Below are 12,409 nucleotides of genomic sequence, written 5' to 3' on the forward strand. Positions count from 1 at the left end.
GACCCGCCCGCGGCACGGTCGCGCGGGCGCACGCGTGCGGGGGATCCTGGAGCGAGGCGGTGCCGCGCCGGCCCGGAGGCGCCGGTGCCGGCGGTGCGGCCCGTACACCGGCGAGGAGGTACGCCATGACACGGACGCTGGAGTGGACGGTCCGCATGTACCTGTCCGAAGAGGACGGTACGACCAGGGCCAGGATGGACCTGGACACCGGCACGGCGAGGCTCACCGGCCACGGGACCGCGCGCTGCAACCCGCAGGACGTGGACGTTCCCGAGATCGGCGACGAACTCGCCGCGAGCCGTGCCATGAGCGACCTCGCCCGGCAGCTGATGCGGGTGGCGGACCAGGACCTGGAGGCGGTGGGCGCCGGGCCGGAGAGCACGGTCGCGGCCCCGTACGGATGGCCCTCGGCCTGAGGGTCGTCGTGACGCGGCGGAGCCCGGCGCCGCGGCTCCCGGAAGGGCCCGGACGGTGCAGTGACCGGGGCCGGTGGGCCCTGGCGGTACCCGTCGGCCGGTGATTCCATGGAAGAGACGGAAAGGGCTCCTACAGAGGACGCGGAGCAGCGGTCGGAACGCTCACCGCGCAATCAGGATCCACGAGAAGTGGATGGGCCCTTTCCGCCTTCCGTGTGCCCAGGACGCCGGCACGGACCCTCGGCGGCACCGCGGACCGGCCGGGGCGCGCTCCGCCGGTCGCGCACGCCCGCTTCCTCCGGGCTACCGTGAGAGCTGCGCGTGGCGCGCGATGACCGTTCGACACCGGCGGAGGTGTCATGGGCGGCGACGTCCGGAGCGAAGCGGGTCAGGACGAGGGCCGGGTCCCGCGGCTGAGGTTCGACGAACTGCTCGAGGAACTCCAGGTGCGCATCGACGAGGTGCGCGGTACCAGGGACAGGCTCAACGGCCTGCTGGAGGCGGTCCTCTCGGTGGGCCGGGGGCTGGACCTGTCGCAGGTGCTCCGTGAGATCGTGGAGGCGGCGGTCGTCCTCGTGGACGCCGAGTACGGGGCCCTCGGCGTGATCGGAGGCGACAAGCGCCTGTCCCAGTTCCTGCCGGTGGGCATCAGCGACGAACTGCGCGGACGGATCGGGGACCTGCCCTCGGGACACGGACTCCTCGGTGAGCTGATCCGGCATCCCGCACCGCTACGGCTCGCCGAACTCGCGGACCACGAGGCGTCCTCCGGCTTCCCCGAGCACCACCCCCCGATGCACTCCTTCCTCGGCGTGCCCATCAGGGTGCGCGACGAGGTGTTCGGCAACCTCTATCTGACCGAGAAGCGCAGTGGGGCCGCCTTCGACGACGAGGACGAGGCGGTCCTGACGACGCTCGCCGTCGCGGCCGGAATCGCCATCGAGAACGCCCGGCTGTTCGAGGAGACCCGATCCCGCGAGCGGTGGCTCGCCGCGAGCGCCGAGTGCACCGCCGCCCTGCTCTCCGGTGCCTCGGAGTCCGAGGTGCTGGAGATGATGCTCGACCGGGCCCGCCGGATCTCCTGCGCCGACCTCGGGCTCGTCTACCTGACCGAACCGGACGGGAACCTGCGCTGTGCCCTCGCGCACGGCGAGGGCGCCGAGCGTCATCTCGGCGTGGTGCTGCCGCGGGGCGAGGGCACGCTGGCCCGGGCCGCCGTGCTGAGCGAGAACGGGCTGCTCACCACGCCCGACGCGGCCGAGGACCCCCGTGTCACGTTCCGGCCGGAACGCTGGAAGGACTTCGGGCCGGCGATGGCGGTGCTGGTGGGCGACCCGGAGAAGCTGAGGGGCGTGCTCATGCTGGCCCGTGCGGCGGGCCGGACCGAGTTCGGCGACCCGGAGACCGCCCCGTTGTCCGGGTTCGCCGGCCAGGCGGCCCTCGCCATGGAACTGGCCGACCGGCGCCGGGACGCCGAGCAGGTGAGCCTGCTCGCCGACCGGGACCGCATCGCCCGGGACCTGCACGACCTCGCCATCCAGCGGCTGTTCGCGACGGGGATGACGCTCCAGAGCGCCCAGCGTTTCGTGGACCACCCGGTGGCCGCGGAGCGGCTGGAACGCGCCATCGACGACCTCGACTCCACGATCAAGATCATTCGTTCGACGATCTTCGGACTCCGTGAGCACGAGGCCACCGGTGTGCTCCCGGGCCTCAGGGCGCGGGCCGTACGGGCCGTGGAGGAAGCCACTCCGGCCCTCGGTTTCGCACCCGCACTGCGTATGGAGGGACTCATCGACACCGAGGTGCCGCGCCGCGTCGCGGACGAGGCGGTCGCCGTGCTGGGCGAGGCCCTGGCGAACGTGGCGCGCCACGCCCGGGCGTCGAGGGCGGAGGTCACCATCGCGGCGCGCGCCGACCGGATGTCCGTCACCGTGACGGACGACGGCATCGGCATCACCCCGCACGGCCGCCGCAGCGGACTGCGCAACATGGCCGAACGCGCCGAGCGGCTGTCCGGCGAGCTCGTCGTGACCCGCGGTATCGCCGGCGGCACCCGGCTGGTCTGGACGGTACCGCTGCGCGACGACGGCTGAGGCTCCTGACCGGCGGGCCCCGTCCCGGCGCCGGCCGTGCGGGGCGCCGGCGGTCGAGTGCGCGCTCAGGCGCGCGGTTCTTCGTGTTCGTGGGCCTGTGCGGCGATGACCGCCGCCTGGACGCGTCGCTCCACGCCGAGCTTCGACAGCAGCCGTGAGATGTGGTTCTTGACGGTCTTCTCCGAGAGGTAGAGCCGTTTGCCGATCTGGCGGTTCGTCAGGCCCTCGCCGATCAGATCGAGCACGTCGCGTTCCCGCGCCGAGAGGGCCGCGAGGCGCTCGTCCTCGGCCGGCTGCGCGGTCTCCGGGTCCCGCAGCGAGTGCATCAGCCGCGCCGTGGTGGAGGGATCGAGCATCGACTGCCCCGTCGCCACCGTCCGCACGGCGGAGATCAGGTCGGACCCCTTGATCTGCTTGAGGACGTAGCCCGAGGCGCCCGCCATGATCGCGTCGAGCAGCGCGTCCTCGTCGTCGAAGGACGTCAGCATCAGACATGCGAGCTCCGGCATGCGGGAGCGCAGCTCGCGGCAGACCGTGACGCCGTCGCCGTCGGGGAGCCGTACGTCCAGGACCGCGACATGGGGGCGCAGCGCCGGTCCCCGGGCCAGGGCCTGCCCGGCGCTCGCCGCCTCGCCGACCACCTCCATGTCGGGTTCGGCGTCGAGCATGTCGTGCAGCCCGCGACGGACGACCTCGTGGTCGTCCAGGAGGAACACCCTGATGGGCGATTCCTCGGAGAAGACCGGTGCCTCGGACATCTGAGCCCTCCGGGTGTGTCGTCCCACCTGATCACGTCCGCCGGGGAGAACGCGGCAACGGGGCCGGACCGTTCATCGGCGGCCTCCCTTGCCCCGGTGCACCGTCCTCGCCCCCGGCGCACAGCCTTCCCGCGCGCAGGAGGAGCCACCCTGCGAGGGAGCCACCCTGCCGTGCGGGCAGGCCGCGCGGGGCACGGCGCACGGGCACCCGGTCGGGCCCGCCCGCAGCGGATCCTGCCGGGCCGACGTCGCCGGCGCGCCGTTCCTCGGCTCACGAGTGACACGGCCGTACGGTCGCCGCCGCTGTCCGCTCGCGGACGAGTTCCTGTTCCGCACAGTCGGCCAGGGACTCGACCATGGCCGCGAGCGTCGGCGACAGGCCGGTCCCGAGCGAGGAGTCGGCTCCCTGCACCGCGTACACCACCAGCCGGCAGGGCAGTCTGCCGAGCAGCCGGGACAGCTCCAGGGCCTCGTTCAGCACGCGACCGTGCGGCTCTCCGTGCACGGGCAGGGAGAGCCCGTCCGCGTCGAACTCCCGGCGGACCACCCTGCCGGGCTCGCCGGGATACGCGTGTGCGCTGGTCACCACCACCGCCAGGTCCACGTCGTGCCACAGGCCCACCAGCCGCGCGGGCTCTCCGTCGCAGGTCTCCAGGTCGACCTCCGGGGGGAGGGGCCGCTCGAAGGCGCGTTCGCGGAGCGCGTCGACGACGGCCGAGCCCACTCCGTCGTCCCGCCGGGAGTCGTTGCCCAGTCCGATGAGCGCGATGCGTGTACGGAGGTCCATGGCGTGGCTCCTGTCGTGCTCCCCCCACGCTGGCGTGCCCGTGCGGCGGCGCGCATGGGCCGAACGGCCCAATTGGCGGGACCGCCTCGCCCGGACGGGGGCACCTCTCCCGGGCACGGTGGCGGCGGCCCCGCGCGCGCTCGCTCGGTGCCACCGCGGCGGCGCCGTGCCCGCCGCCTTCCCCGGCCCCACGGCCGGCCGTCGTCCGGGGTGTCCGGGTCACGCGTGCCGTCGGGCCGGCCGTACTGCCGGGCCCGGTGTCGCACTCTCCGTGCCCGTTTCAGTTGGCCAGCAGAGACTCCAGGACCGCCTCGTCCGGCGGATTGCCCCCGGCCCGGTTCATGGAGACGCAGTCCGGGTCGAGGCGCAGCCGCGCCAGTTCCCGGCCGGACACGCCCCAGGCGTGCCAGGACCATCGCTCCCAGGCCAGCTGAGGGGGTGTGTACCAGCCGTCGCCGAGACCGGAGAGGACCGGCTGGGCCTCGTCGAGACCGGGGCCGATCCGGTACACCAGTCCGCCGAAGACCGAGGCGAACACCTCTCCGCGCTGCACGGTGAGCTCGCCGTAGCTCGGCAGCCTCCCCGACCTCAGCACCGTCCGGGTCTCCAGGTCCATGGCGAACCACGTGCCCGCCAGTCGCTTGTAGACCCCGTACAGCACTCCGTCCAGCACCTCGATGTGCTGCAGGCTCGCGTACCCCTCGAACGGTGCGACCTCCCACAGCACCTTGCGGCGCCGCAGGTCGAAGGCGACGATCGTCGCGCTCGGCCGGGCCGGGGTCACGCTCCCGCCGCCCCAGGTGTCACCGGCGAGATACGCGATCCGGGGACCCATGCAGTCGTCCAGGGCCAGGGACATCACGCTCTGGTCCGTGATCACGTCCTGGTACACCGTCAGCCGCCGTCCCGCCCGGTCCGCCAGGGTCAGCGCACCCTTGAGCCGGCCGGCCGGCGGGGCGGACGCGATGAGGAACTGGTCCGTCGTCCGCTCGTACACCATGTCCGTCGGCCGCTGCTGGTCGTTGTCGATGAACCCGAGCGAACGGATCCTGCCGCGGTCCGGGTCGAGCTCCAGCACCTCCGTGCTCGGATAGAGCGCCGCGTAGACGCGGTCGCCGGCCGTGCGCAGCTGTTTCGGCTCGCCGGACACCGGGATCCGCCGGCTCGTGCCCTGAGCGGGCCGGTGGGTCGTGATGGAGAAGTGCCCGCCGACGTGCACCGCCCCACGCGTGCCCATGGTGATGGACTGCACGGGGTCGGGGCCCGCCATGGCCGTGTCGATCAGCTCCACCGTGGTCGACCCCCCGCCGACCGGGTCCAGCCACCACAGCCGGCCGCTGCCGGCGCCGCCCAGCAGTCTCCCGTCCGGGAGCGGGAAGAGCGCCCGGTGCTCGTCGAGCGGCGTGGGCGCGGCGACCGGCACGAGGGTGTCGCCGTCGCGCCGGTAGACCGTGCCCGTCGGGCGGCCGACGCAGTACACCGTGCCGTCGCCGGTCGCCGTGATCGCGTCGACGAGACGTTCCGCGGCCGGTATCGGGATGACTCGCGCGTCGCTCCCGTCGGGCGCCAGGTCCACGACGGACCTGCCGAATCCCCCGACCACCCGTCCGCCCCTGGCGAGCAGACACGCGGCCCCGCCGTACGGCGTCGGCGTGATGGACCTCTTCGCGCCCGTGGCACGGTCGTACGCGACGATGTGGCCGAGCGGGAGCGTGCCTGCGTAGACGAAGCGGTCGTCGGCGGCGATCGCGCGCACGTACTGCTCGCCGGGCATCGCGACGCCCAGGTTGCGCAGCGCACCGGTCGACGGCGAGTACTCCCAGACCTCGCCGCGCGGATACGTGCCCGCGTAGACCGTCCCGTCCGGAGCCGTCGTCAGGCACCAGACGAAACCGCCCGAAGGCCCTGTCGTGCCGAGCTGCGTCACCGATCCGGTCGCCGGGTCGAAGCGGTAGAGGTCCGGGACGGGGTAGGTGCCCACGTACACCTGTCCGCCGGAGACCGTCGCCGCCCATCCGCCCTCGCCGCGCGAGAGCCGTACCGTCCTCGTGAGCTTCCCCGACTCCAGGTCGATCTCTCCCAGCAGCGGCGGGTTCTGGCCGCGTGCCACCACATAGGCGTGATCGCCGAGGACGGTCATGCCGACGATCGCCGCGGTGTACGTCGCTATGCCGTACGTCGAGACCGCCGGACCCGAACAGCGCCCCGCCGTGCCGGCCGAGGCCGCTCTGCTCTCCGGGCCCGGGGCGCTCGGCGCACCCGTGCCGTCGGCCGTGCGCGCCCGAGCCGTGGCCGGGGCGAGCACGGGCCCCACCACGGACGCCGCGACGAGCCCGGCTCCGGCATGCAGTAACCGCCTGCGTTCCATGCGAGCCTCCCAGGGGATGCGGACCGTTCCCTAGAGGATGACCAGCGGCTTCTCCGGAAACACCTTGCCACGAGAGGTTTTTGATGCAGTTTCAGCCACTCGCCGGAAAGCGGGGCGGATGTGACGGGTTGTCGGCAATGGGGCCGGGGGTGGGCGAGGGGCGGGGGCGTGCCGTCTCGGCACACCCCGAATGCCCCATTCGTTGCCTCGCGCCTCGTGTCGTCACCGTCGGTGCCCGGGTCCGCGGCACGCCGCGGGGAGGCGGCGGCCGAGAGGCATCCTCACCGCGGAGGCGTGAAGGCACGGCCGGTGACCGGTGCCCCGCCACCGCCACCGGGCAGGGCGGTCCGCCGCGCAACCGGGTTGCGGCAGGCCTTGCCGTGCGAGGGGCCGGGCGGCGCCGTGACGCGTGGCGGCGGAGGGCGTCGGATACGGCACGCGGCGGTGGCGTCGCCGTGACGGACGGCGGCGGTGGGACGGCGGACGGCGGGTGACCGGATCCGCCGGCCGCGTCTGTGGAGAGTGAGCCCGGGCGCTTCCTGCCCGCGCACGTCTCTTCCGGATTCCTGAAACGCGTTCTACTCTGTGCCGCCGCAGGGACGCACGCCGGCACGAGACGCCTGGAGGGACCCGTGCACCTGGAATACACGCCGGGACAGCAGCAGTTGCGCGCCGAGTTGCGTGGCTATTTCGACGGACTCGTCCCCGACGGCGCCCACACCCGCCACGGGGACCCCACCGCGCAGAAGCGCTTCTACCGGGAGACGATCCGCCGCCTCGGCGCCGACGGCTGGCTCGGCGTCGGCTGGCCGGAGGAGTACGGCGGGCGCGGGCTGACGCCGATGGAACAGTTCATCTTCTTCGACGAGGCGGCCCAGGCGGGTGTACCGCTCCCGCTCATGGCACTCAACACCGTCGGCCCGACGATCATGCAGTACGGCACCGACGAGCAGAAGGCGTACTTCCTCCCACGGATCCTCTCCGGCGAGATCGACTTCGCCATCGGCTACAGCGAGCCGGGCGCCGGCACCGATCTCGCCTCGCTCACGACCCGTGCCGTGCGCGAGGGCGACACCTACGTCGTCAACGGCCAGAAGATCTGGACCACGAACGGCGACACGGCGGACTGGGTGTGGCTCGCCGTCCGGACCGATCCGGACGCCCCGCCGCACAAGGGAATCACCATGCTGCTCGTGCCTACCTCCGACCCGGGTTACTCCTGCACGCTCATCAACACGCTCGCCTCGCACGACACCACCGCCGGCTACTACGAGGACGTCAGGGTGCCCGTCTCCCGCCGGGTGGGGGAGGAGAACAAGGGGTGGCGGCTGATCACCAATCAGCTCAATCACGAGCGCGTCACCCTGGCCGCCCACGGCACCATGGCCATCCGCGCCCTCCACGACGTCCAGCGCTGGGCGTCGGCGACCAAGCTCGCCGACGGGAGGCGTGTCATCGACCTCGGCTGGGTGCGGGGTCGCCTCGCCCGCACACACGTCCGGCTCGATGCGATGAAGCTGCTCAACTGGCAGATGGTCGGCGCCGTCCAGGACGGCACGCTCACCCCCCAGGACGCCTCGGCCGTGAAGGTGTACGGGTCGGAGGCTCGTCGCGACGCCTACGCCTGGCTGATGGAGGTCGTCGGGGCGGCCGGCCCGCTCAAGGAGGGCTCGGCCGGGGCCGTGATCCACGGTGAGCTGGAGCGCGGCTACCGGTCCGCCGTCATCTTCACCTTCGGCGGTGGCAACAACGAGATCCAGCGCGAGATCATCTCCTGGATCGGACTCGGGATGCCACGAGTCAGGCGCTGACCGCGATTCGCGCTGACGCACTGACGTGCCGCGGCCCGCCGGGCGGGGCCGGTCCCGGTGAGACCCGTCCGCGCGAACGGCCGCAGAGGGTGCCCTGAGCAGCTCGGCGAACCGCCGCCGCGGCGCATTCCGCGAGACCGTGTCCGGGGGAACGACGGAACGCCGCAGGGCGACCGCCGGGGGACTCACTGCCGGCTGCGGAGCTCGTCGAGCTTCTTCCCCAGGGCCTTCATCTCCGCGATCAGCCGGTCACGCGATCTCTCCCGCGCCCTGTCCCCCCGCTCCTCGAACGCCTCGCTGAAATGCGGGGCGAGCTGGGTCCACCAGCCGTAGTCCAGCATCGCCCACGCCTGCGGGCACAGCGGGGCCCGGGACTCCGGCAGGTAGCCCGCGCCGACCAGCGGCCCGTGGTACTTCTCCGGGTCGCTCCCCTCGAGATAGCAGAGGAAGGTGAACACCCGCTGCTGCGTGACGGGATGATCGCGCGAGCAGCAGCTGCCGCTGCAGGGCGTGGCCCATCTCGTGGCCGAAGACGAACTGGGTCGACAGCGCGGTGAGGTTGTCGGCGTTCCACCCGGTCCGGGGAAACAGGGCGGGGCGCTCGACGGTCCTGACCACCTTGCCGAGGACCTCCTCGATCCGCGTCAGGAAGGAAGGGGGCACGAAGATCGTCCGGCCGTCCGGCTGGGTGACCGCGTCCGTGACCCCCGGCGGGACCCTGCCGGTGACCTTCACGGCCAGGTCGTGCGGCAGGGCGACCGACTCGGTCACCCAGTCGGCGACCCGTTCGAGCACGCGGGACTCCCGGACCACCGCCACCGCCCGCCGGTCCTTCGGCTTGATCGTGTCGTCCTCGTAGACGACCGTGACCTTGCCGTTCCCGGCGGCCGTCCCGCCTTCGCCGTCGCACGAGGCCACGGCGAGGACGGCGACGAGCAGCGCGCCCGCGAGCGCCGCCCTCGGCGCGGCGCGGTGCCCGCCGCCGGGCCCCCAGCTCCGCCGCTCGCCCTTCCGGCCAGGGTCCCGGGGCGGTCGATCGTCCGCTCGCCATCCCCGATGCCGGAGGAGGGAGGCGAACACGGCGAGCCGGTACGGCCGGCGGGTGCGCGGGTGCGCTCGTGACGACGGCCGGGCGTGGCAGGAGGGACTCGTGGCTGACATGCGGAACATGATCGGCGGCCTCTTCGGCACAATCGGTCATTTATGAAGAATTTGGTCCGTTCGGTTACGGCCGGCTGGGACCGTGCCCCCGCCCCGTACGGCTCTCCGCCTACTGCTCGGAACCCTCCCCCTGCTCACGCGCCCAGGACCGGTACGCCTCCATCGCCGTCGGCAGCGTGGGGAAGATCCGGTCCTCGCCGACGGACGCGGTAAGTCCGTACGCGTCCAGTTCCGCACGCAGGTCCTGCTTGACGCGAGCGAGGGCGAAGACGATGCCGCGGCCGGTCAGTTCCTCGCGCACGGCGTCCACGGAGTCGAGGGCGGTGATGTCGACCGCCACGTTCGCCTCGGTATTGAGCACGAACCACCGTACAGGGCATTCCTGTTCGTCCACGGCGGCCAGGGCCCGGCGGCGGAAGTCCTCCGCGTTGGCGAAGAACAGCGGTGAGTCGTAGCGGTACACCAGCAGTCCGGGGACGACCCGCGCCTCGGGGTAGTCGTCCACGTCGTGCATGCCCGCCACGCCCGGCACCAGACCCTGGACGGCGTCGTGCGGGCGCGCGACCCGGCTCAGCAACTCGGCCACCGACAGGGCCACCGCCAGCAGTACGCCGTACAGGATGCCCAGGAGGAGCACCCCGACGAGACAGCCGAGCGCGAGCAGCAGCTCCCGGCGGCGGAAGGACGCCAGACGCCGGTACCCGGCCAGGTCGATCATCCGGACCGCTGCGTAGACGACCAGCGCTCCCAGTACGGCCGTCGGTGTGCTGCGGAGCAGCGGACTGAGGAAAAGGAGCACCGCCACCACGGCGGCACCGGCGACGAGCCCGTACACCTGGGTGCGTGCTCCCGTGGACCGGGCGAGAGCGGTCCGGCTCGCACTGCTGCTCACCGGGAACCCCCGCAGCACAGCGGCGCCGAGGTTCGCCGCGCCCAGGGCCAGCAGCTCCTGGTTGGGGTCCAGGCGCGGTCCGGCGTCGTCCGTGACGAAGGCGCGTGCCGTGAGGATGAAGTCGGTGTAGCCGACGAGCAGCACCCCGACGGCAGGCAGGAGCAGCCGGGGGATCTCGCCGAGGTCCGGGAGGGCGAAGCCCGGCAGGCCGGCGGGGATGTCCCCGACCACCGCGATCCCGCGGGCCTGCAGGCCGAACACCGCCACGGCGGCCGTACCGAGCGCCACCACCAGCAGCGGACCGGGAAAGGCGCGGGGCAGCCACAGCGTCGAGAAGAGCAGGGGCAGGGCCGCGGCACTGAGGACGACCGTCCCCGGATGCGCCTCGGGCAGGTGTGACAGGAAGGATCCCAGCTGCGGGAAGAAGCCCGACCCTTCCGTCGGCACCCCCGTCAGCTCGGTCAGCTGATCGACCATCATGATCAGTGCCACGCCGGTGAGATAGCCGACCAGGACGGGCCGTGACAGCAGATCCGCGACGAACCCCAGCCGGGCCGCCCACGCCACCAGGCACATCAGTCCGACGGCGACGGCCAGCGCGGAGGCCAGGACGGCGTACCGCACGGGGTCGCCGCCGGCGAGCGGCGCGACGATCGCCGCCGTCATCAGCGCGGTCGTCGACTCGGGACCGACCGACAGCAGCCGGGAAGAGCCGAGCAGCGCGTACAGGGCGAGGCTCGGAAGCATCGCCCACAGCCCCACGACCGGCGGCAGGCCCGCGACGCTGGCGTACGCCATGACCTGGGGCACGAGGTAGGCGGCGACGGTGACCCCGGCGAGCAGATCACCGCGCAGCCAGTCCCGCCGGTACGCTCCGAGCACCGCGAGGCCGGGAACCGCGCGGTGGAGGCCGCCGCCCGGTCCGGCGGTCCGGTCAGCCACGGGCCGACGTGGCGCACGAGTGGCGGGCGGGGACGAGCGCGCCCCGGCGTCCGGGAGGGGGCATCTGCCGACGGTTCCCGGCGGACCGGCGGACGTCGTGTCCGGCCGGAGGATCCGTTCGCTCGCCTGGCTGACCCTGGTCCTGGTCCATGGCCCTCCTTCTCCGGACTCGCCCCGTACACGTTTTCTCCGGACCCGCCCCGCACACGATGTCGCACCGGCGCGTGCGGCCCGCCCCGCACCGACGGCCCGGAGAGGGCGGCACGGAGCACCGTACCGAGCCGGTCAGCCTACTGCGGGGGAACGACGACGACCGGGCAGCCCGCGCGGTGCAGAAGCCCCCGCACCACCCGTCCGACTCTGTTCCCGGTCCCCGCCCGGCGGTGCGACCGGCCCACGACGACGGCGACCGCCGAGGTGGAAGCCCTCACCAGTTCCTGCAACGGGTCGCCGCTCACCACCTCCTCGGCGACCGCCACGCCCGGACACCGCCCCGACCATTCGGCCACGGTCTCGGCGAGCAGCCCGCGCTGCCTCTCTCGCGCCCGTTCACGGCGCGTGAACGGCAGCACGGGCGGCTCGCTCACGGACACCGCGTCGAGTGCGACACCACGAACGGCCGCCTCGTCGAAGGCGAAACCGAGGGCGGCGGCGGACGGGGAGCGGGCGTCGACTCCGACGACCAGGCGCGGCCGGGCCCGCCCGGCCGGCGGTTCGCGTACCACGACGACCGGACACCGGGCCCTGGCGGTGAGGGGCACGACGACCGAACCGGCGCTGAGCACTTCCTCCAGGCGGTTGAGGCCGCGGGAGCCGACCACGACCGACTGCGCGTGACGGGATCCGGCGGTCAGCGCGGCGACGGGACTTCCGTCGTAGACCTCCGTGACCAGCTCCGGGAGCGCGTACTCGTCCGTGGCCCACGCCGCCGCGGACTCGAGCACCCGCCCGGCCTGTGCGCGCAAGGACACACGCTGCGGTTCGGCGTCGACGTGCTGGGTGTCCACCAGCCAGGGCACGGCCACCACGAGTCTCAGCGGGAGACCCCTGAGCGCGGCTTCCTCCGCCGCCCAGGAGATCGCCGCGCGCGACCGGTCCCGGGGGTCCAGACCGACGATCACCTCGCGGTTTCCGGTGACGTCGTTCCCGGCCCCGTCGTTCCCGGCTCGGGCGTCCAT

The 12,409-nt window shown here is 73.1% G+C and carries 10 protein-coding genes; 4 read left to right on the forward strand and 6 right to left on the reverse strand.

Features of this window, described 5'->3' with window-relative positions:
• The first annotated feature begins 125 nt into the window (after window positions 1-125).
• Together O7595_RS31345 and O7595_RS31350 are read left to right on the forward strand one after the other, a co-directional pair.
• The gene (locus O7595_RS31345) at window positions 126-416 is read left to right on the forward strand and encodes a DUF1876 domain-containing protein (RefSeq protein ID WP_269731949.1); all 291 of its coding nucleotides are present in this window, start codon (window positions 126-128) and stop codon (window positions 414-416) included.
• A gap of 359 nt (window positions 417-775) precedes the next feature.
• The gene (locus O7595_RS31350) at window positions 776-2,512 is read left to right on the forward strand and encodes a sensor histidine kinase (RefSeq protein WP_269731950.1); all 1,737 of its coding nucleotides are present in this window, start codon (window positions 776-778) and stop codon (window positions 2,510-2,512) included.
• Window positions 2,513-2,577: 65 nt separating this feature from the next.
• Here O7595_RS31350 and O7595_RS31355 read toward each other — a convergent pair whose 3' ends face one another.
• The 3 genes from O7595_RS31355 to O7595_RS31365 form a co-directional block, all read right to left on the reverse strand.
• Window positions 2,578-3,270, reverse strand: a complete 693-nt coding sequence (locus O7595_RS31355; RefSeq protein WP_269731951.1) for a response regulator — start codon at window positions 3,268-3,270, stop codon at window positions 2,578-2,580.
• Between the two features lie 271 nt (window positions 3,271-3,541).
• Window positions 3,542-4,057 carry a hydrogenase maturation protease gene (locus O7595_RS31360; RefSeq protein WP_269731952.1) on the reverse strand — a complete coding sequence of 172 codons (516 nt, stop codon included), beginning with the start codon at window positions 4,055-4,057 and terminating at the stop codon, window positions 3,542-3,544.
• A gap of 280 nt (window positions 4,058-4,337) precedes the next feature.
• Window positions 4,338-6,425, reverse strand: a complete 2,088-nt coding sequence (locus O7595_RS31365; RefSeq protein ID WP_269731953.1) for a hypothetical protein — start codon at window positions 6,423-6,425, stop codon at window positions 4,338-4,340.
• Window positions 6,426-7,057: 632 nt separating this feature from the next.
• Between O7595_RS31365 and O7595_RS31370 the strand changes: the two genes are divergently transcribed.
• Window positions 7,058-8,236, forward strand: a complete 1,179-nt coding sequence (locus tag O7595_RS31370; RefSeq protein ID WP_269731954.1) for an acyl-CoA dehydrogenase family protein — start codon at window positions 7,058-7,060, stop codon at window positions 8,234-8,236.
• A gap of 185 nt (window positions 8,237-8,421) precedes the next feature.
• Here O7595_RS31370 and O7595_RS31375 read toward each other — a convergent pair whose 3' ends face one another.
• Window positions 8,422-8,694: a hypothetical protein gene (locus O7595_RS31375; RefSeq protein ID WP_269731955.1), complete on the reverse strand. Its 273-nt coding sequence runs from the start codon at window positions 8,692-8,694 to the stop codon at window positions 8,422-8,424.
• 161 nt (window positions 8,695-8,855) lie between these two features.
• On the opposite strand from O7595_RS31375, the gene O7595_RS33730 reads away from it, so the two are divergent.
• Entirely contained in the window at window positions 8,856-9,095 is a 240-nt protein-coding gene (locus O7595_RS33730) for a hypothetical protein (protein ID WP_332328334.1), read from the forward strand.
• A gap of 411 nt (window positions 9,096-9,506) precedes the next feature.
• Here the strand turns inward: O7595_RS33730 and O7595_RS31385 are convergent, their stop codons facing one another.
• Window positions 9,507-11,231 (reverse strand): SulP family inorganic anion transporter, encoded by a 1,725-nt coding sequence (locus O7595_RS31385; RefSeq protein WP_269731956.1) that lies wholly within the window; start codon window positions 11,229-11,231, stop codon window positions 9,507-9,509.
• 290 nt (window positions 11,232-11,521) lie between these two features.
• Window positions 11,522-12,409, reverse strand: a complete 888-nt coding sequence (locus tag O7595_RS31390; protein ID WP_269731957.1) for a universal stress protein — start codon at window positions 12,407-12,409, stop codon at window positions 11,522-11,524.

It is taken from the genome of Streptomyces sp. WMMC940 (assembly GCF_027460265.1).
GTDB lineage: Bacteria > Actinomycetota > Actinomycetes > Streptomycetales > Streptomycetaceae > Streptomyces.

Coding starts and splice junctions, on each gene's coding strand:
- O7595_RS31345 (WP_269731949.1), top strand. CDS start 126: ATGACACGGACGCTGGAGTGGACGGTCCGCATGTACCTGTCCGAAGAG.
- O7595_RS31350 (WP_269731950.1), top strand. CDS start 776: ATGGGCGGCGACGTCCGGAGCGAAGCGGGTCAGGACGAGGGCCGGGTC.
- O7595_RS31355 (WP_269731951.1), bottom strand. CDS start 3,270: ATGTCCGAGGCACCGGTCTTCTCCGAGGAATCGCCCATCAGGGTGTTC.
- O7595_RS31360 (WP_269731952.1), bottom strand. CDS start 4,057: ATGGACCTCCGTACACGCATCGCGCTCATCGGACTGGGCAACGACTCC.
- O7595_RS31365 (WP_269731953.1), bottom strand. CDS start 6,425: ATGGAACGCAGGCGGTTACTGCATGCCGGAGCCGGGCTCGTCGCGGCG.
- O7595_RS31390 (WP_269731957.1), bottom strand. CDS start 12,409: ATGGACGCCCGAGCCGGGAACGACGGGGCCGGGAACGACGTCACCGGA.